Annotated in this window: 16 protein-coding genes and 2 pseudogenes; 11 read left to right on the top strand and 7 right to left on the bottom strand. The window is 62.2% G+C overall.

Annotated elements, in window-relative coordinates:
• Window positions 1-8: 8 nt before the first annotated feature.
• The 5 genes from SERRSCBI_RS19235 to agaF are packed head-to-tail and all read left to right on the top strand — an operon-like array spanning window position 9 to window position 3,892.
• Window positions 9-1,292, top strand: a complete 1,284-nt coding sequence (locus SERRSCBI_RS19235; RefSeq protein ID WP_042785283.1) for a D-tagatose-bisphosphate aldolase, class II, non-catalytic subunit — start codon at window positions 9-11, stop codon at window positions 1,290-1,292.
• 1 nt (window position 1,293) lies between these two features.
• A complete protein-coding gene (gene agaV, locus SERRSCBI_RS19230; protein WP_004931808.1) occupies window positions 1,294-1,770 on the top strand; it encodes a PTS N-acetylgalactosamine transporter subunit IIB in 477 nt (158 codons plus the stop codon).
• 14 nt (window positions 1,771-1,784) lie between these two features.
• Window positions 1,785-2,564: a PTS N-acetylgalactosamine transporter subunit IIC gene (gene agaW, locus SERRSCBI_RS19225; protein WP_042785282.1), complete on the top strand. Its 780-nt coding sequence runs from the start codon at window positions 1,785-1,787 to the stop codon at window positions 2,562-2,564.
• Window positions 2,554-3,447 (top strand): PTS system mannose/fructose/sorbose family transporter subunit IID, encoded by an 894-nt coding sequence (locus SERRSCBI_RS19220; RefSeq protein ID WP_033644827.1) that lies wholly within the window; start codon window positions 2,554-2,556, stop codon window positions 3,445-3,447. Before agaW ends, SERRSCBI_RS19220 begins: the two co-directional genes overlap by 11 nt.
• A 10-nt stretch (window positions 3,448-3,457) precedes the next feature.
• The gene (gene agaF / locus SERRSCBI_RS19215) at window positions 3,458-3,892 is read left to right on the top strand and encodes a PTS galactosamine/N-acetylgalactosamine transporter subunit IIA (RefSeq protein WP_033644830.1); all 435 of its coding nucleotides are present in this window, start codon (window positions 3,458-3,460) and stop codon (window positions 3,890-3,892) included.
• Between the two features lie 36 nt (window positions 3,893-3,928).
• On the opposite strand, the gene SERRSCBI_RS19210 is transcribed toward agaF, so the two are convergent.
• Entirely contained in the window at window positions 3,929-5,656 is a 1,728-nt protein-coding gene (locus SERRSCBI_RS19210; protein WP_042785281.1) for an ABC transporter ATP-binding protein/permease, read from the bottom strand.
• A 205-nt stretch (window positions 5,657-5,861) separates the two neighbouring features.
• Between SERRSCBI_RS19210 and SERRSCBI_RS25170 the strand changes: the two are divergent.
• Window positions 5,862-6,568: pseudogene (locus SERRSCBI_RS25170) on the top strand (tetratricopeptide repeat protein).
• Between the two features lie 28 nt (window positions 6,569-6,596).
• Here SERRSCBI_RS25170 and SERRSCBI_RS19205 read toward each other — a convergent pair.
• Both SERRSCBI_RS19205 and SERRSCBI_RS19200 read right to left on the bottom strand, forming a co-directional pair.
• Window positions 6,597-7,244: a DsbA family protein gene (locus tag SERRSCBI_RS19205; protein ID WP_033644834.1), complete on the bottom strand. Its 648-nt coding sequence runs from the start codon at window positions 7,242-7,244 to the stop codon at window positions 6,597-6,599.
• Between the two features lie 68 nt (window positions 7,245-7,312).
• Window positions 7,313-8,197 (bottom strand): MBL fold metallo-hydrolase, encoded by an 885-nt coding sequence (locus tag SERRSCBI_RS19200; RefSeq protein ID WP_033644835.1) that lies wholly within the window; start codon window positions 8,195-8,197, stop codon window positions 7,313-7,315.
• Window positions 8,198-8,305: 108 nt separating this feature from the next.
• Here SERRSCBI_RS19200 and SERRSCBI_RS19195 point away from each other — a divergent pair, with 108 nt between their 5' ends.
• Window positions 8,306-9,214, top strand: a complete 909-nt coding sequence (locus tag SERRSCBI_RS19195) for a LysR family transcriptional regulator (protein ID WP_033644836.1) — start codon at window positions 8,306-8,308, stop codon at window positions 9,212-9,214.
• A gap of 27 nt (window positions 9,215-9,241) precedes the next feature.
• On the opposite strand, the gene SERRSCBI_RS19190 is transcribed toward SERRSCBI_RS19195, so the two are convergent.
• Window positions 9,242-10,165, bottom strand: a complete 924-nt coding sequence (locus tag SERRSCBI_RS19190) for a LysR family transcriptional regulator (protein WP_042785280.1) — start codon at window positions 10,163-10,165, stop codon at window positions 9,242-9,244.
• 133 nt (window positions 10,166-10,298) lie between these two features.
• On the opposite strand from SERRSCBI_RS19190, the gene lysA reads away from it, so the two are divergent.
• A complete protein-coding gene (gene lysA, locus SERRSCBI_RS19185; RefSeq protein WP_042785279.1) occupies window positions 10,299-11,561 on the top strand; it encodes a diaminopimelate decarboxylase in 1,263 nt (420 codons plus the stop codon).
• A gap of 27 nt (window positions 11,562-11,588) precedes the next feature.
• Here lysA and SERRSCBI_RS19180 read toward each other — a convergent pair whose 3' ends face one another.
• The 3 genes and pseudogenes from SERRSCBI_RS19180 to galR form a co-directional block, all read right to left on the bottom strand.
• Complete coding sequence (locus SERRSCBI_RS19180) at window positions 11,589-11,891, bottom strand: helix-turn-helix domain-containing protein (RefSeq protein WP_025304078.1); 303 nt, start codon at window positions 11,889-11,891, stop codon at window positions 11,589-11,591.
• 5 nt (window positions 11,892-11,896) lie between these two features.
• Window positions 11,897-12,240: pseudogene (locus tag SERRSCBI_RS19175) on the bottom strand (type II toxin-antitoxin system RelE/ParE family toxin).
• Window positions 12,241-12,398: 158 nt separating this feature from the next.
• A complete protein-coding gene (gene galR / locus SERRSCBI_RS19170; protein ID WP_033644840.1) occupies window positions 12,399-13,418 on the bottom strand; it encodes an HTH-type transcriptional regulator GalR in 1,020 nt (339 codons plus the stop codon).
• 220 nt (window positions 13,419-13,638) lie between these two features.
• Here galR and SERRSCBI_RS19165 point away from each other — a divergent pair, with 220 nt between their 5' ends.
• The 3 genes from SERRSCBI_RS19165 to lplT all read left to right on the top strand — a co-directional run bounded on the left by SERRSCBI_RS19165 (window position 13,639) and on the right by lplT (window position 19,578).
• Window positions 13,639-15,897 carry a molybdopterin guanine dinucleotide-containing S/N-oxide reductase gene (locus SERRSCBI_RS19165; RefSeq protein ID WP_042785278.1) on the top strand — a complete coding sequence of 753 codons (2,259 nt, stop codon included), beginning with the start codon at window positions 13,639-13,641 and terminating at the stop codon, window positions 15,895-15,897.
• Window positions 15,898-16,240: 343 nt separating this feature from the next.
• Complete coding sequence (aas, locus tag SERRSCBI_RS19160) at window positions 16,241-18,394, top strand: bifunctional acyl-ACP--phospholipid O-acyltransferase/long-chain-fatty-acid--ACP ligase (protein WP_042785277.1); 2,154 nt, start codon at window positions 16,241-16,243, stop codon at window positions 18,392-18,394.
• Window positions 18,394-19,578 carry a lysophospholipid transporter LplT gene (gene lplT, locus SERRSCBI_RS19155; RefSeq protein WP_042785276.1) on the top strand — a complete coding sequence of 395 codons (1,185 nt, stop codon included), beginning with the start codon at window positions 18,394-18,396 and terminating at the stop codon, window positions 19,576-19,578. The genes aas and lplT overlap by 1 nt, the downstream gene beginning before the upstream one ends.
• The last annotated feature ends 11 nt before the right edge of the window (window positions 19,579-19,589 follow it).

The following is a 19,589-nucleotide window of genomic DNA, read 5'->3' as shown; positions in this document are numbered from 1 at the left end:
GGGGCTTCATGCAGCACTTGTTACAGCTTGTCGAGCAGCACAAGGCCGGTATGCCGGTCGGGATTTTTTCCGTCTGTTCCGCCCATCCCTGGGTTCTGAAGGCCGCGCTGCGGCAGGCTAAAAGCCGCGGCACGCCGGTGTTGGTGGAAGCGACCTCCAACCAGGTCAATCAGTTCGGCGGCTATACCGGCCAAACGGCGGCCCAGTTCCGCGATGCGCTTTGGCGTCTGGCGGATGAGGTTGGCCTGGCGCGCGAGCGCGTGTGGCTGGGCGGCGATCATCTGGGGCCGAACGCCTGGCAGGATCGCCCGGCTCAGGAAGCGATGGCGCTGGCGGAAACGTTGATCGACGATTACGTTCGCGCCGGATTTCGCAAAATTCATCTCGATTGTTCCATGTCGTGCGCCGGCGATCCCTCGCCCCTGGGAGATGCGGCGGTCGCCGAGCGTGCGGCGCGCCTGTGCGCGGTGGCGGAACGCGCCTGGGCGCAGAGCGGCGGCGAAGCGCCGGTCTATGTGATCGGCACCGAGGTGCCGGTGCCGGGCGGGGCGCAGGAGGCGTTGGCGGGCCTGCAGGTCACCACGCCGCAGGCGGTGGCGCAAACGCTGGAAATGCACCGTATCGCCTGGCAAAAAGCCGAGCTGAACGATGCCTGGCAGCGAACCATTGCGCTGGTGGTGCAGCCGGGCGTCGAGTTCGATCACCACAGCGTCGAACGTTATCAGCCGCAGCGCGCCGACGCATTGAGCCATTTCATCGAACGGCAGCCGGGCATGATCTATGAAGCGCACTCTACGGATTACCAACCGCCGCAGGCCTATCGCCAGTTGGTGCGCGATCACTTCGCCATCCTGAAGGTGGGGCCGGCGCTGACCTTTGCGCTGCGAGAAGCGCTGTTCGCCCTCGATCGCATCGAGCGTGAATGGCTGGGGGAACGCCAGTCGTCGCAGCTGCGCGCCACGCTGGAACAGGTGATGCGCGAGCAGCCGCAGCAGTGGAGCCGCTATTACCACGGCACGCCGCTCCAACAGTATCTCGATCGCCACTACAGCCTGAGCGATCGGGTGCGTTACTACTGGCCGCAGCCGCAGGTGCAGCAGGCGGTCGACGGCTTGCTGGATAACCTGCGCCGCAACCCGGCGCCGTTGGCGCTGCTCAGCCAGTACCTGCCGGATCAGGCGCGGGCGCTGAATGCCGGCGAATTGAGCGCCGATCCGCAGGAGTGGGTGCTGCATAAAGTGACGCAGGTACTCGACGATTACCACGCCGCCTGTTACCCGGAGGGCCGCTAGCATGCCGAACATTTTAATGACCCGCATTGACAATCGCCTGGTGCACGGCCAGGTGGGCGTGACCTGGACCAATACCCTCGGCGCCAACCTGGTGGTGGTGGCCAACGACGAGGCCGCCGCCGATCCGGTGCAGCAGAACCTGATGGACATGGTGGTGGCGGAAGGGGTGCAGACCCGTTATTTCACGCTGCAGAAAACCATTGACGTGATCCACAAGGCGGCGGATCGGCAGAAGATCTTTCTGGTGTGCAAAACGCCGCAGGACGTGTTGACGCTGGTGCGCGGCGGGGTGCCGATCCGTTTCGTCAACGTCGGCAATATGCACTTCGCCGAGGGGAAGCGGCAGGTGCACAAAACGGTGTCGCTGGACGACGGCGACGTGGCCGCGTTCCGCGCGCTGGCGGAACTGGGCGTGGAGTGCGAAGTGCGCCGGGTGCCGGATGAAGCGGGTGAGGCGATCGGCAAACTGCTCTTTTGAGCCAGGGGGAAAGCATGTTGACGGATGCGTTATTGATTGCGCTGTTGGCCGGGCTGGCGGGGGTTGACCTGTTCGACGGTCTGACCCACTTCCACCGGCCGGTAGTGATGGGGCCGCTGGTGGGGCTGATTTTGGGCGATGTCTATACCGGGTTGCTGGTGGGCGGCACGCTGGAGCTGGTGTGGATGGGGATGGTGCCGTTGGCGGGAGCCCAACCGCCTAACGTGGTGATCGGCGGGGTGATCGGCACCGCATTCGCCATTCTGACCAAAGCCGATCCTAAAGTGGCGATCGGCGTGGCGGTGCCGTTCTCGATCGCGGTGCAGGGCTGCATCACGCTGCTGTTTACGTTGTTCTCACCGATGATGCACCGCTGCGATCGCATGGTGAAGGAGCTGAACTGGCGCGGCATCGAACGGGTGAACTATCTCGGCATCGGCATTCTGTTCATCTTCTATTTCGTGGTGGCGTTCCTGCCGATTTACTTCGGCGCCGATGCGGCCAGCGCCATGGTGCAGAAAGCGCCGGGCTGGCTGCTGGACGGGCTGGCGGTGGCGGGCGGCATGATGCCGGCGATCGGTTTCTCGCTGCTGATGAAGGTGATGATGAAAAAAACCTACGTAGCCTATTTTATCCTCGGTTTCATCTCGGTCACGTTTCTCAAGCTGCCGATCCTGGCGGTGGCGCTGGGCGCCCTGGCGATCGCTTTGATTGATTTCTTCAACACGCAACGCGGCGCGGCAGAGGCGACGGCCCGGCCCGCTCCGCAGGAGGACGCCGAAGATGGCATTTAACGATTCCGACGATCTGCTGGCGCAAAAGGCCGAGCAGCGTATGGCGCAGGCGCTGGCCACCAGCCAGGTGGAGCAGGACGACTATCTGGACAGCCGGCCCGCCGAAGCGCTGACGCGCGGCGACATCAACCGCATGGCCTGGCGTTCGCTGCTGCTGCAGGCGTCGTTCAACTACGAGCGCATGCAGGCGGGCGGCTGGCTGTATCAGCTGATCCCCGCGCTGCGCAAGATCCACCGCAACCCGCAGGATCTGGCCAACTCGATGAAGATGCACATGGAATTTATCAACGTGCACCCGTTCGACGTCACCTTCCTGTCCGGCCTGGTGCTGGCGATGGAGCAGAACAAGGAAAAGATCTCCACTATTCGCGCGGTGAAAGTGGCGCTGATGGGGCCGCTCGGCGGTATCGGCGACGCGCTGTTTTGGCTGACGCTGTTGCCAATCTGCGCCGGCATAGGCGCTTCGCTGGCATTGGAGGGCAGCCTGTTCGGGCCGATCGTCTTCCTGCTGCTGTTCAACCTGTTCCACTTCGGCCTGCGTTTTGGGCTGGCGCACTACGGCTATCAGGCCGGCACCAGCGCGCTGGCGCTGCTGAAGACCCATACCCGGCGCATTTCTCACGCCGCTTCCATTGTCGGCATGACGGTGATCGGCGCGCTGGTGGCCTCGTACGTGCACCTGTCCACGCCGCTGGTGATGCATGCCGGCAAGGCCAGCGTGGCACTGCAGACCGACGTGCTGGACAAGTTGATGCCCAACTTGCTGCCGCTGTGCTTCACGCTGCTCATTTTCTTCCTGATGAAGCGCGGATTCTCGCCGGTGAAGCTGATTGGCGTCACGGTAGCGATCGGCGTGGCGGGCAAATTTATCGGCATTTTGTGAGGAGCGGGATATGCCAGGCATTGTGATTACCGGCCACGGCGGCTTTGCCTCCGGGCTGCTGCAGGCGGTGGAACAGGTGGTGGGGCCGCAGCGACATTGCGCGGCGGTCGATTTCCCCGAACAGATGAGCACCGCGCAGCTCAGGGACGCCTTACGCTCGGCGCTGGTCGCGGTGGCGCAGCCGGACGGCGTGGTGTTCCTGACCGACATGCTCGGCGGTTCGCCGTTTCGCAGCGCCTGTGAACTGGCGGATGCGCGGGGTGATTGCGAAGTGCTGACCGGCGTCAACATGCAGCTGGCGGCGGAAATGATGCTGGAACGTGACGGACTGAGCCTGGATGAATTTCGCGAGGTGGCGCTGGCGTGCGGTAAACGCGGCCTGACCAGCCTGTGGCATGAACGCCGCCGAGTGAAGTGCGAAGACGCGCAGGCCGACGGCATCTGAACGAAAACCGGGCGCGGGCGCGCCCGGCTACGTGAGTTAGGCCGGCAACGGGCTCAGCGCCAGACGCGCCGGTTGGTCTTCGCCGCGGCTGAAGCGCCAGCAGGTCTGGTGGTATTTCGCCACGCTGTTGCGGTGCGCCACGCTGACCAGCGTCACGTCCGGCAGTTCATCCACCAGCAGGCAGTACATCAGTTGCTCGGTTTCGTCGTCCAGCGCGCTGGTGGCCTCGTCGAGGAACAGGATGCTCGGGCGAATCAACAGGGCGCGGGCGAAGGCCAGCCGCTGTTGCTCGCCCGGCGACAGGCGATGGCTCCAGTTGGCGGAGGTGTCCAGCCAGCGCTGCAGGTGCTTCAGGCGGCAGTTTTCCAGCACCCGCATCAGCTGCGCGTCGCTGTATTCCGACGCCAGGCTCGGGTAGCTCAGCGCTTCGCGCAGCGTGCCGATCGGAATGTAGCTGCGCTGCGGCAGGAACAGCATGTTGGCGTTGCCCTCTACCCCGATGGCGCCCGCGCCGTAAGGCCAGATACCGGCGATGGCGCGCAGCAGCGTCGACTTGCCGCAGCCGGAAGGCCCGACGATCAGCAGGCGATCGCCGCGTTGCAGCGTCATCTCGGCGCCGGTCAGCAGCGGCTGGCCGTCCGGCAAGTGCAGGCTGAGGTTGTCCAGCGTTAACGGATGGGCGGTCTCCTCCCGCAGTTGAATGCCGCGCGGCTGATGGTGAACCTGATCGACGGCGGCGTTGAAGCCGGCCAGACGGTTAACGCAGGCTTTCCAGGTCGCCAAATCGTTAAACGCGTCGATAAACCACGACAGCGCGCCCTGCACCTGGCCGAAGGCCGAGGCGATCTGCATCAGGCCGCCCATCTGGATGGCGCCGGAGAAGTAGCGCGGCGCCGCCACCAGCAGGGGAAACACGATGGCGAACTGGCCGTAGAAGTTGGTGGCGATGTTGAGCCGCCGGGTGATGCGCATGATCGCCCACCAGTTGCTGCGAATGGTGTCGAAACGGTCGCCCAACTGCTGCGCCTCGCGCGGTTCGCCGTGGTACAGCGCAATGGCGTCGTTGTTTTCGCGGATGCGGATCAGGCCGAAACGGAAGTTCGCCTCATACCGTTCCTGGTTGAAGCCCAGCATGACCAGCGGTTTGCCGACCCACCAGATCAGCAGCGATCCCAACACCGCATACAGCAGCGCGAACCACACCATATAGCCGGGCAAGGTGATGGCGTGTTGCCCGAGCGCGAAGGTCATCGGCCCGCTGACGTGCCATAAAATGTCGATAAAGGAAAACAGCGTCACCAGGCTGGAGAGCAGCCCGAGCGACAGCGACAGGGTATATTGAGTCAGCACGTTGAGATCTTCAGCGATACGCTGATCGGGGTTATCGACGATCTGCTGCTGCTCGGTGTGGTAATACGCCTGGTGCGCCAGCCATTTTCCCATGAACCTTTCCGTCATCCAGCGCCGCCAGCGCATCTGCAGCCCCTGAGTCAGGTAGATCTTGTAGACCGCCAGCACGATGAAGATCAGCGCCAGATAGGTAAAGCGCCACAGCTGCGCCTTGAATACCGGGTAGTTTTTGTTCTGCAGCGCGTCGTAGAACACCTGGTTCCACTGGTTGATCTGCACGCTGATATAGACCAGGCCGAGCGACAGGACGACGATGGCGATCAGCATCATCCAGGCGCGCCATCGTTCCTCCGACACCCAAAAGGGTTTGATCAACTGCCAAATGGCGTGTCTCTGCAAGGGGGTTGCGTTCATAACGGCTCGATAATTGCGATATTTTGTTCAGCATGGGCTGCGGGCCGGTAACAAACAAACCGCGACTGTAAGCAGTTTTGACTCCGCTAACCGTTTGAAATAAGGCGGCTGAATCGCCGGCGGCGCGCAGGTGAGCGCAATTGCGGCATACACTCCGGCGCCGGGCGGTTATACTGGCGCCGAATTTTTGCAGAAAGGATAAACGATGAAGGCTTGGTTTCCCCTGTTGCTGACCTGCGGCGTCTTCGCCAGCGCCCGGGTCTGGGCGCACATTGACGAGCCGGACATCGCCGCCGACTGCCAAAAGGTGGCGAGCTACGCCGAACTGGGAAAAAAGGCCTATCAGCGCCAGGATTACGCCAAAGCCGCCGACATCTTTCGCGATCAGGCGGCCTGGAGCGAGTTTTGCGGTCTGAGCGAGCAGGCTGTCGCCACGGCTTACAACAACGTGGCGCTGTCGCTGATGCACGCCGGTGAATTGCTCAAGGCGCAGGCCTATCTGGCGCTGGCGCCGCACGATGACAAATCGCAGCACAACATGAGTCTGTTGCGCCAACGCCTGGCGCAGCGGCCGCAGCCGCAGGGGCCGGGCGGCGTGTACTGGCAATACGCCGGGCGCGGCGTGTGGAGCGAAGTGGTGGTGAAGCCGCAGGGCGAGCGCTGGCTGATCGATTTTTCCGGCTACGCCATGCCGCAGATGGGGCTGTATTACGGCCCGAACATGGGCGACTTCACCGCCGAGCTGCCCATTGAGCACGGCAAGGCCGTCTACCATCAACATGACTCGGAAAGCGCGCAGGTCTGCGACGTGACGATGGCGTTTGGCGAGCAAGCGCTGGAGATGCATACGCGGGGGATTGCGGGTTCGGCCACAATGTGCGGGCGGAAGGGCGGTTCGTGCGGGTCGAATGACCCGCCCCGGTGGCCGGGGCGAGAAGGGTTACGCCAGCGCGGCGGCGCCCAACAGATTCTTCCAGGCTTCCACATTGCCCAGATAATTGCCGGCCGGCAGCAGGTGCAGCTGGCCCTCGCTATCCTGCAACGCAAAGGTCGGGAAGCCCTGGCCCTGCACTTTGGCCAGCAGCGCCCGGCTTTCCGCGATGTGTTGCGCGGTCGGCGCACCGCTGTTGAAGCGCATTTCGGCGATAAACGCCGCCGAAGGCAACCCCAGCTCTTTCGCCAACGCTTCCAGCACCGGCGTGTCGGCGATGCGTCGCCCTTCCTGATAGTGCGCCTGCTGAATGCGGTGCAGCATGTCCAGCCCGCGTCCCGCCAGTTTTTCCGCCGCCAGGATAGCCGTGATCGGCGGCTCGGAATCCATCACCGCCGTGGTGTCGCGCAGCAGGCCGTTGAAATAGGCTTCGCCGAAAGGCTGGCCCGTCATCTCGGCGATGCGCTTGTCGTGCGGAATGACGTAGTTGCGCCATTCGTCGGTAATCTGACGGCGGTTGTTGCCGGTCATCATGCCGCCGGCGTGCGGCACGACCTTCAGCCCGGGGAGGCTCTGAGCCGCTTTCACCAGCGGCGCGGCGCCGTAGCACCAACCGCACAGCGGATCGAAAATGTAATGCAGAGTGGTTTCGGTCATTTTTACTCCTCGCTTGGCGCGCGGCAAGCCGCCGCGGCGCCAGGGCTGGTTCAATCACGCTCGGGCGCTTATTGCGGCCACTTCATCTCGCCTTTCAGCACTTTCGCGCTCAGTTCCAGGCTCGATTCGTCTTTCAGCGTCGGGTAGTGCTTTTTCATCGCTTCAATCAGCGCGGTGGAATCCTTGGCTTTCGGCAGTTCGGCTTCCAGCGTGGTCAGGTATTTTTGGGTAAAGTGCACCGATGCCAGCGTCTGTGCGGCACCCGGCAGGAAGTGGCCCGGCACGACGACCTGCGGCTTCAGCGCTTCGATGTTTTTCAGCGTCTGCTGCCAGTGCTGGCGCGATTCTACGCTCTGGTTATCGGCGATCCACGGATGGATATTGTCACCGGCGACCGCCACGCCGCCCACGACCGCTTTCAGCGCCGGGATCCACACGAAGGTGCGATCGGGAGTCGGGCCGTTCAGGCCTTTCACTTCCACTTTTTGACCGTCGATGGTGAAGCTGTCGCCCTGCAGCGGCTGCGGCACGATCACGGTTTTCGGCGCGTTGTCTTTCAGGATTGGGCCCCAGTAGGCGATTTTGCCGTCTTTGGTGGCGTTAATGTCCTTGATGGTGCCAGGCGAAGCGATGATTTTCGCCTCCGGGAAAGCGGCCTTAATCACGTCCAGACCGAAATAGAAATCCGGATCTGAGTGGCTGATGTAGACGGTGGTCAGTTTCTTGCCGGTCGCCTTGATCTTTTTCACCAGCTCTTCGGCATCGTTGCGCTGGAACTGTGCGTCGATCAGCGCCACTTCGTGTTTGCCGCTGATGATTTCTGAAGACACCGGGAACACGCTTTTCTCGCCCGGGTTATACACTTCCATGGTCAGGGTATCGGCAGCAGTGGCGTAGGTGCTCAGGGTGGCGACGCCGGTGAAGGCCAGAGTTAACAGTGATTTCTTAAACATGGGCAGAGGTCCTTAGGTATCGGTTAATGTTGTAATGATGTTAGGTTGCATAAAGCGATAGAAAAACCGGATAATAAGCAATTATTCGTTGCATAAATCGGACTAATCATGGATCGCATTACCGCCGCTGAGGTTTTTGTCACCATCGTCGATCGCGGCAGCATGATCGCCGCTGCGGAAACGCTGGAGATGTCGCGCGCGATGGTCACTCGCTACCTGGCCCAGATGGAGCAATGGGCCGGGGCGCGTTTACTGCACCGCACTACCCGTAAGCTTAGTCTGACCGACGCCGGTGAGCGTACTTTGGAGCGCTGCCGACAAATGTTGGCGCTGGCGGGGGAAATCGATCTGGTGGAGGAAGGGCAGAGCGACGAACTGCGCGGCCTGCTGCGCATCACCTGTTCGCAATCGCTCGGGCAAACGGCGCTGGTGGGGGCCGTCGCCCAGTATCTGAAGCGTCATCCGCAGGTGGCGGTCGATCTGCAGATGAACAACCGGGCGGTGAACCTGGTGGAAGAGCGCATCGATCTGGCGCTGCGCATCACCAATGAGCTGGATCCCAACCTGATCGCCCGGCCGCTGTCCACCTGCGCGTCGGTGGTGTGCGCCGCGCCGGCGTATCTGGCGGCGCACGGCACGCCGCGCCAGCCGCAGGATCTGGCGTTACACAACTGCCTGACTTATTCCTATTTCGGCAAAAGCCTGTGGCATTTCGACGCTCAGGGGGTGAAATCGGCGGTGGCGGTCAGCGGCAACCTGAGCGCCAACGAATCGGTGGTGCTGATGGCCGGTACGGTGCAGGGGGCGGGCATTTCCCTGCAGCCCTACTATTCGGCGGCGCCGCTGTTGGCCAGCGGCGAACTGGTGGAGCTGCTGCCGGGTTACCGGCCGCAATCGATGGGTATCTACGGCATCTACACCTCACGCCGACAAATGCCCGCCACCTTGCGCACCATGCTGGACTTTCTGGTGGAATGGTTCGCCAGCGATCCGCAGTGGCAGGCGACGCTGCGCTAAGGCCGCGGCAACATTCCCACGCCGTTTTCACCGTTTGACGGCGGCGGCCAGGCGGGCGGAGAACAGTGCCGCCTGTTGATGCAGATGGTCGATAAAGGCCGTCACCAGCGCCGATGAAGGGCGGTGCAGCGGCCGTATCAGGCTGACGGTGAACGGCACGTCGATGCTGAATGGCCGCACGTGCACGCCGCTGCCGGCATAGTCGAGCGCCGTCAGCGGGTTGACGATCGAGACCCCCACGCCGGCTCTCACCATGGCGCACACCGACGCCGCGCTGTGCGTTTCCATCACCATGCGGCGCTCGACGCCCTGCTCGGCGAACAGCGCATCGAGCAAGTGGCGATAGCTGTCAGTGTTCGACAGGCTGATAAAGTTCTGCCCGGTGAAGTCCTGTGGCGTCAGAAGGTCTTTTGCCAGCAGGGGGTGACCCGTCGGCAGCACGCAGACTTCATTCAACGTCATCAGCGTCACCCGCTCGGTGCCCGCCGGCGTCAGGGTGGTTTCCGTCAGCCCCAGATCGTGGCGCTGGGCCGACAGCCACTCTTCCAGCAGCGGCGATTCTTGCGGGATCACGCTGAAGCTGACTTCCGGGTAACGTTCGATAAAGGGCCGGCACACCGCCGGCAGCAGCGATTGGGAAAATACCGGCAGGCACACGATCGACAGCTGCGCCTGCTGAAACTGGCGAATGCCGGCGGCGGCGTTGACGATGCGATCGAGGCCATAATAGGAGCGTTGCACCTCTTCGAACAGCCGTAGGCCCTGCACCGTGGGGGACAAGCGCCCGCGAACCCGATCGAACAGCTGCAGCCGAATCAGCTTCTCAAAGCGCGCCAGCTCACGGCTGACGGTGGGTTGCGAGGTTTGCAGCAGGGCCGCCGCCTCGGTCAGGTTGCCGGTGGTCATCACCGCCCGAAAGATTTCTATCTGCCGCAAAGAGATGCTGTGCATGACGAGGCTGCTCGACTGTAGAGAAAGCTATATCATAAATGAATAGACTACGGCTAAATAGATATTTTCCACCCGATTCAGCGTGCGGCACTATGGCCTTATCTGCCGTTACTTTCGAATTGGGAATATCGCCATGCCACGCCCGTTGCACGACACCTCCACCGCGTTGAACGCCGCTAACCTGCTGGCCTTGCCGCAGCGCTTCGGTTGCCCGGTCTGGGCTTATGATGCCGACATCATCAGCCAGCGCATCGCTCAGCTGCGCCACTTCGACACTATCCGTTTCGCGCAGAAAGCCTGTTCGAACATTCATATTTTGCGCCTGATGCGCGAGCAGGGCGTGAAAGTGGATTCGGTGTCGCTCGGCGAAATCGAGCGGGCGTTGCAGGCCGGTTTTCAGCCGGGCGGTGAGCCGAGCGATATCGTGTTTACCGCGGACGTATTGGATCATGCGACGCTGGCGCGCGTCAGCGCATTGAAGATCCCGGTCAACGCCGGTTCCATCGATATGCTGGATCAGCTCGGCCAGGCTTCCGCGGGGCATCCGGTGTGGCTGCGCATTAATCCGGGGTTTGGCCATGGCCACAGCCAGAAAACCAACACCGGCGGCGAGAACAGCAAGCACGGCATCTGGTATGCCGACCTGCCGCAGGCGGTGGAGAAGATCCGCCGCTACGGCCTGAAGCTGATCGGCGTGCATATGCATATCGGCTCCGGCGTCGATTACCAGCATCTTGAGCGCGTCTGCGATGCGATGGTGCAGCAGGTGATCGATCTCGGTCATGACATCAGCGCCATTTCCGCCGGCGGCGGCCTGTCTATCCCGTATCAGTACGGCGAAGAGGCGATCGATACCGAACACTATTTCGGTTTGTGGAACCGGGCGCGTGAGCGCATCGCCGCGCATCTGGGGCACCCGGTGCAGTTGGAGATTGAACCCGGACGTTTCCTGATGGCGGAGGCGGGCGTATTGGTGGCCGAGGTGCGGGCGGTAAAAGACATGGGGAGCCGCCACTTTGTGCTGGTGGATGCCGGTTTTAACGATCTGATGCGCCCGGCGATGTACGGCAGCTATCACCATATTTCGCTGTTGCCGGCCGATGGGCGCGACACCTCGGAACAACCGCTGCGCGGCACGGTGATCGCCGGGCCGCTGTGCGAATCCGGCGATGTCTTCACCCAGCAGGCGGGCGGCGGCGTGGAAACCCGCGAGCTGCCGCCGGTGCAGATCGGCGATTATCTGGTGTTTCACGATACCGGCGCCTACGGCGCATCGATGTCCTCCAACTACAACAGCCGTCCGCTGTTGCCTGAAGTGCTGTTCGAAAACGGCGAGCCGCGTTTGATCCGCCGCCGCCAAACCATCGAAGAACTGATCGCGCTGGAACTTATCTGATAAGCGGGCGGGCGCTTTGCGCCCGCTTTACAGCGTCATGCGGCGGTGCTGGCCATTGGGCAATTGCACATCCAGCGATAGCGTGCCGCCCATCGCCTCGATATAGCGTTTGAGCGACGACAGCTTTATTTCGCTGCCGCGCTTTTCCAAATTGGCGACGGAGGGTTGGCTGATACCGAGCCGCTTCGCCAATTCAACCTGAGAGACCGCCAGCTCTTCCCTCAGCATTGCCAGCCGCAGTTCGAAAATTTCCTTGTCCGCCTTTTGCCTGGCTGCGGCAACGACGGCGGGATCGAGCTTGTCGATCAGTTGGGATAACGGTTTGGCCATCTGCACTACCTCCGGGTTGCCAGATAATGTGAAAATTCCATGGCAGCGATGGGCAACATGCGCTGGTAAAAGCGTTTGTCGCCGGTTTTATCGCCACCGCACAGCAATACTGCTTGCCGCTGTGGGGCAAAGGCGAAAAACACCCTGAAAGGGCGCCCGCGATGTTGAACGCGCAACTCCTTCAACTGCCGGGCCGCTTCGGAAAAATGCAGCGTATCGGCGTGCGGCCGCGCCAACTGCGGGCCGAACGTTGTAATTTGAAGATCGCCGCCAGGATGCTTGTTTGCTGGGCGTTGTTCAGCGCCAAAAACCAGTCGTCGAATCGTTCGACGGTCACCACTTGCCACATGATGCGCTTCGAATATAGTGTTTATGCTATATAGCGTAAAGGTTATTGTGCCAACAATCTGCACGAACGTAGGGAGCGGAAAAAATCCAAAAGCGAGAAATGCGGCGGGCTGCGCAATCTGAGCGCATGGGTGACGGCTCACCCATGCGGCGGCATGATTACGGCTGTTCGTGCGCGTTGTTGAGGGTGGCGACCGAGTGGCGGCGCACCAGCGTTGGGCTGAACATGTTGGTGATTTCCGGCAGCGGTTGCCGGTTGGCCAGCGCCAGCGCCAGCTCCGCCGCCTGGGTGGCCATCGCCACGATAGGGTAGCGAATGGTGGTCAGGCGTGGGCGCAGGTAGCGCGAAATCAACACGTCGTCGAAACCGATCAGCGAAATTTCTCCCGGTACGTCGACGCTGTTATCGCTCAGCACCGACAGCGCGCCGGCGGCCATCGGATCGTTATAGCAGGTAATGGCGGAGAACGAACGGCCGCGGCCGAGCAATTCGGTCATCGCCTGTTCGCCGCCGATCTCGTCCGGTTCGCCGTAGGCGATCAGCTTTTCATCCACCGCAATGCCGTGTTCCTGCAGCGCGTCGAGATAGCCTTGCAGACGATCGGTGGCGTCGGAAATCTGGTGAGTGGAGCAGATGATGGCGATGCGCTGGTGCCCTTGCTGGATCAGATGTCGGGTCGCCAGCCAGGCGCCGTAGCGATCGTCGAGCGCCACGCAGCGCGTTTCAAACCCCGGCAGCGTGCGATTGATGAGCACCATGCCCGGGATCTGTTGCATCCAGCCGAAAAGTTCCTGATCGCTTAGCCTTTTGGCGTGCACCACCAGCGCTTCGCAGCGGTGCCGCACCAGCTGTTCAATCGCCTGACGCTCTTTTTCGGCGTCGTGGTAACCGTTGCCAATCAGCAGAAAATTGTGAGTGGCGTAGGCCACCTGCTCGACCGCCTTGACCATCGCGCCGAAGAAGGGATCGGAAACGTCGGAGACGATCAGCCCCAGCGTCTCGGTGGATTGCTGCGCCAGCGCTCGTGCGTTGGCGTTAGGGTGATACTGCAGCTGTTCCATGGCGGCCTGCACCGCAGTGCGCGACCCTTCGCTGGCCTTGGGGGAATTGTTTATCACGCGGGATACCGTGGCCACGGAAACACCCGCCAGCCTGGCAACATCCTTTATCGTAGCCATATCAGTCAACACATCCTGGGTAATCGCTTACATCCCCCAGTTTTGCGGAAAAAAACCGGGGCTGCAAGCGGTCTCGTGCGCAACTTGTGGTGGCGGTTGCAGAATCTCTTCGCGTCTGTACGCATAACCGACTGCTACCGAACGATAGCGCAATTTGTACGTTGGCACTGGCGGCGGGCTGAGGTAACGTCTGTGCATTCCGATTTGCGCCGAGAACGCCATGTCCATTAAACGCTATCCGCAGCTCGCCCATTGGGGCGCTTATACCGCCGTGGTTGAAGACGGCCGGCTTATCCGTTGTGAACCCTTCGTCGACGATCCTGATCCTTCGCCGCTGCTCGATTCCATCGTCCCGATGGTCTACTCCGACAAACGCATCCGCAAGCCGGCGGTGCGCCGCTCGTGGCTGCAAAAGCGCGAGGGCAGCGACCGTACGCTGCGCGGCAGGGAAGATTTCGTCGAGGTGGACTGGGAATTGGCGCTCGATTTGGTGGCGCAAGAGAATCGCCGGGTGCGCGAGCGTTACGGCGCCTCCGGGTTGTTTACCGGCTCTTATGGCTGGTCGTCGGCCGGGCGGCTGCACCATGCCCGCTCGCTGGTGCGGCGGTTCTACTTCAGCGGCGGCGGCGGCGTCGATCAGCAGGGCAACTACAGCTGGGGCGCGGCGCAGTTCTTTCTGCCGTATGTGATCGGCACTTTTTCGCCCTTGACCGGGCGCGTCACCAGTTGGCCTAGCGTGGTGGAGCATTGCGAGCTGTTTGTGGCGTTTGGCGGATTGGCGCTGAAAAACGCTCAGGTCTCTTCCGGCGGCGCGGCGGAACATGCGCTCAAGCCCTGGCTGCAAAAGCTGGCGCGCAAGGGCACGCCGGTTATCAACATCAGCCCGATGCGCGATGATTGTCCCGAGTTTGTCAACGCGGAATGGATCCCGATCCGGCCGAATACCGACGTGGCGCTGATGCTGGCGCTGGCTTACGAAATCCAGCGGCTGGACGCGCAGGATGAAGCCTTCCTGCACAGCCACTGCGTGGGCTATCAACAACTGGCGGATTACCTGAACGGCACCGGTGACGGCGTGGCGAAAACCCCCGTTTGGGCCAGCGCCATTACCGGCATTCCGGCGGCGCGCATCGCGCTGCTGGCGCGGCAACTGATCGGCGTGCGCAGTTTCATCACCTGTTCCTACTCCGTGCAACGCGCGCATCGGGGGGAGCAACCGTATTGGATGATGATCGCGCTGTCGGCGATGCTGGGCCAGGTGGGGCTGCCGGGCGGCGGTTTCTCGTTCGGCCACGGTTCGATGAACGGCGTCGGCAATCCGCGCGTGGATACGCCTGCGCCGACCATGCCGGTAGGCGAAAATCCGGCCGGGCTGGCGATCCCGGTGGCGCGCATCTGCGACATGCTGTTGCACCCCGGTGAGGCCTATCAATTTTGCGGCGAGACGCGGCATTATCCGGATATCCATTTGGTGCACTGGGCCGGCGGCAACCCGTTCCATCATCATCAGCAGTTGAATCGGCTGGTGGAGGGCTGGCAGAAGCCGGACACGGTGATCGTTCAAGATATCTGGTGGACGGCGGCGGCCAAAATGGCAGACATCGTGCTGCCGGTCACCAGTTCGCTGGAGCGTAACGATATCGGCGGCTCGTCGCGCGATCGCTACGTGTTGGCGATGCATCAGGCCATTGCGCCGCAGCATCAGGCGCGCAACGATTTCGATATCTTCGCCGATCTGGCGGAGCGTCTCGGCTATCGTGAGCGCTTTACCGAGAATCGCGACGAGCGGGCCTGGATCGAAGCTATCTACCGGCAATGCGGCACAGCGCAGCAGCGCGCCGGCGTCGCCTGGCCCGAGTTTGAGGCCTTCTGGCAACGGGGCTATGTCGAGCTGCCCGCGCCGGCTAAAGAGTTCGTATTTTTTGACGCATTCCGCGCCGATCCGCAGGCTAACCCGCTGCAAACGCCCAGCGGCAAGATAGAGCTGTTCAGCGAGCGGATCGCCGGCTATCGCTACGAAGATTTCGCTCCGCATCCGCAGTGGCGGCCGCCGGTGGAGTGGCTGGGCGCGCCGCAGGCCAAAAACTGGCCGCTGCACCTGATCTCCATTCAGCCGAGCGATCGCCTGCATAGCCAGATGGATCCGGCGCCGCTGGCGCAGGGCAACAAGACCGCCGGGCGAGAAACCTTGTACATGCATCCGGACGATGCGGCGCCGCGCGGCCTGGCGGACGGTGCCGAAGTGCTGGTCAGCAACGCGCGCGGCAGCTGTCTGGCGGGGGTATCGCTCACCGATGGCGTGACGCGCGGCGTGGTGCTGATGGCGACCGGTGCCTGGTTCGAGCCGGGTTTCGACGCGCAGCGTCGGCCGGTCGAGCAGGCGGGCAACCCGAACGTGCTGACGCTGGATATCGGCACCTCGCCGCTGACGCAGGGGCCGAACGCCATGAGCTGCCTGGTCGAGGTCAGCGCACGATGAGTGAATATTTCACGTCTGGGTCACTGGCTCGTCGTTGTTATATTTATTTTCGTCGCTGCGGTAAGGTTTAAGTTTCATTGAGTTATTACAGCAGATCGTGGGAAATTTACAGCTGGTTGCATTTGGAGCAGAACTCTTGCGATTCGCCGGTAGTTTCCTGCACGCCATCTCTCTAGAGTAGGTGATCCCAGAGGTATTGATTGGTGAGAAATCAGCGTGCCTTGCATGCTGAAGCCATTTTCAATTGCACCAACCTACGCGGATGCGTAGGTTTTTTTTTGCCTGCCATATAGTATTCTTTTCCCTACAACGATTTACGCCTCCATGGCCAAGGGAGAAGGGCATGATCTTTTCACTGCTGCGCGCGCTGTTTCGCCTGTTGTTTCGGGTACGGGTCGAAGGGGACGTCCAGCACTTCGAGCGGCAAAAATTACTGATTACGCCGAACCACGTCTCTTTCCTCGACGGCGTACTGCTGGCGCTGTTCCTGCCGATAAAACCGGTGTTTGCGGTCTATGCCAGCATCGGCGAGAGCTGGTTTATGCGCTGGCTGCGGCCTTACATCGATTTTGTCTCGCTCGATCCCACCAAGCCGATGGCCATCAAGCAACTGGTGCGCATGGTCGAGCAGGGACGGCCGATCGTGGTGTTCCCTGAAGGGCGCATCACCGTGACCGGTGCGCTGATGAAAATTTACGACGGAGCGGCGTTTATCGCCGCCAAATCGGGCGCGACCGTGGTGCCGGTGCGGATCGATGGCCCGGAGTTCAGCCCGTTTGGCCGCATGGCCGGGGTGTTCAAGATCCGCTGGTTCCCGCAAATCAGCATCCGCATCTTGCCGCCGACCACGCTGTCGATGCCGGAAGCGCCGCGCGCGCGTGAACGCCGGGCGCTGGCGGGCGATCGGCTGATGCAGATCATGATGCGGGCGCGGATGGAGACGCGCGAGCCGCAAACGCTGTTCCATGCTTTGCTGGCGGCGCAGCACCGCTATGGGCGCCGCAAGCCTTGCATCGAAGACATCGCTTTCAAAGAAGACAGTTACCAGACGCTAGTCAAGAAATCGCTGGGCGTCAGCCGCATTCTGCAGCGCTTTACCGCCGAGGGGGAGCACGTTGGGCTGCTGTTGCCCAACGCCACCATTACCGCGGCGGCGATCTTCGGCGCTTCGCTGCGCAATCGCATCCCGGCGATGCTCAACTACACCGCAGGCGCCAACGGCCTGAACAGCGCGATGACGGCCGCCGGCATCAAGACCATCGTCACCTCGCGCCAGTTTCTGGAGAAAGGCAAGCTGACCCACCTGCCGGAACAGGTGCCACAGGCTAACTGGGTGTATCTGGAAGATCTGAAAGATACGGTCACGCTGGCGGATAAGCTGTGGATCCTGCGTAACTTGCTGCAGCCGCAGCGCGCGGCGTTGCCGCAACGTCCGGAGGATCCGGCGCTGATCCTGTTCACGTCCGGATCCGAAGGCCATCCCAAGGGCGTGGTGCATTCGCACGCCAGCCTGCTGGCCAACGTAGAACAAATCCGCACCATCGCCGATTTCACGCCGCGCGACCGCTTCATGTCGTCGCTGCCGCTGTTCCACTCGTTCGGTCTGACGGTGGGGCTGCTTACGCCGCTGATCACCGGCAGCCGCATTTTCCTCTACCCCAGCCCGCTGCACTATCGCGTGGTGCCGGAGCTGGTGTATGACCGTAACTGCACGGTGCTGTTCGGCACGGCGACCTTCCTTAACAACTATGCGCGCTTCGCGCATCCGTATGATTTTGCCCGCCTGCGCTATGTCGTGGCCGGCGCGGAGAAACTGGCGGACAGCACCAAACAGATCTATCAGGACAAATACGGCATCCGCATTCTGGAAGGCTATGGCGTGACCGAGTGCGCGCCGGTGGTCTCGATCAACGTGCCGCTGGCGACCAAGGTGGGCACCGTCGGCCGCATCATGCCGCAGATGGAGGCGCGTCTGATCGCGGTGCCGGGTATTGATAACGGCGGCCGTCTGCAGTTGAAGGGGCCGAATATCATGAAAGGCTATCTGCGGGTTGAACGCCCCGGCGAACTGGAGCCGCCGGCGGCGGAAGATGCGAACGGCGTGCTGCAGCCGGGCTGGTATGACACCGGCGATATCGTCAGCCTGGATGAGCAGGGTTACTGCACCATTCGCGGGCGCGTGAAGCGCTTCGCCAAGCTCGCGGGCGAGATGGTGTCGCTGGAGAGCGTCGAACTGCTGGCGCAACGGCTGTCGCCGGATAAACTGCATGCCGCCACGGTCAAAAGCGACAGCAGCAAAGGCGAGGCGTTGGTGCTGTTCACCACCGATCCCGCCATTACCCGCGAGGCATTGCTGCGGGTGGCGCGCGAACTGGGCAGCCCGGAGCTGGCGGTGCCGCGCGATATTCGCCTGTTGAAAACGCTGCCGGTGCTCGGTAGCGGCAAACCTGATTTCGTCACCCTGCGTCATATGGCCGAACAGCCGGAGAGTGCCTGATGAATCCTTCGACCGAATCCCCTTTGTTGTCACGCGGCATGATCGCGGTGATCAGCGCGCAGTTCCTTTCGGCGTTCGGCGACAATGCGTTGCTGTTCGCCACGCTGGCGTTGATCAAGCAGCAGCTGTATCCGGACTGGAGCCAGCCGATCCTGCAGATGGCCTTTGTCGCCACCTATATCATTCTGGCTCCGTTCGTCGGCCAGATCGCCGACAGCTTTGCCAAAGGGCGGGTGATGATGTTCGCCAACGCCCTGAAATTGGCGGGGGCATTGGTGATCTGTTTTGGGGTGAATCCGTTTCTGGGTTACAGCCTGGTCGGCGTGGGAGCCGCCGCGTATTCACCGGCTAAATACGGCATTCTGGGCGAGATCACCAGCGGCGAGAAACTGGTCAAGGCTAACGGCCTGATCGAGGCTTCGACCATTGCGGCCATTCTGACCGGTTCGGTGGCCGGCGGTATTCTGGCGGACTGGCACGTGGCGGCGGCGCTGGCGGCCTGCGCGTTGGTTTACGCGGGAGCGGTGGTCGCCAACCTGTATATTCCGCGTTTGGCGGCGGCGCGTCCTGGCGCTTCGTGGCGTCCGCAGGCCATGACGCACAGCTTCTTTGCTGCCTGCGTTACGCTGTGGCGCGATGGACAGACGCGTTTCTCATTGATTGGCACCAGCCTGTTTTGGGGGGCCGGCGTGACGCTGCGTTTTCTGCTGGTGCTGTGGGTACCGGTGGCGCTCGGCATCGCCGATAACGCCACGCCAACGCTGCTGAACGCCATGGTGGCCGTCGGCATCGTGGTGGGCGCGGGTGCCGCCGCGCGCTTCGTCACGCTTAAAACGGTGAAACGCTGTATGCCGGCCGGGATCCTGATCGGCGTCGCGGTCGCGGTGTTTGCGCTGCAAACGACCATGCTCAATGCCTACGTCTTGCTGGCGCTCATCGGCATGCTGGGGGGCTTCTTCGTCGTGCCGCTCAATGCGTTGCTGCAGGAGCGGGGCAAACATTCGGTCGGCGCCGGCAATGCGATCGCAGTGCAAAACCTGGGTGAAAACGCCGCGATGTTACTGATGCTGGGCCTGTATTCTTTGGTCGTGAAGCTGGGCGTGCCGGTGGTGGGCGTCGGCGTAGGGTTTGGCGTGGTGTTTGCGCTGGCGATTAGCGCGTTGTGGTGGTCGCAGCGGCGGTGAAACGGGGCGCA

The sequence above is a fragment of the Serratia sp. SCBI genome, assembly GCF_000747565.1.
Taxonomy (GTDB): Bacteria; Pseudomonadota; Gammaproteobacteria; order Enterobacterales; family Enterobacteriaceae; genus Serratia; species Serratia ureilytica.
Note: the sequence above shows the minus strand (reverse complement) of the source record. Positions and strands in the feature narration are given on the sequence as shown.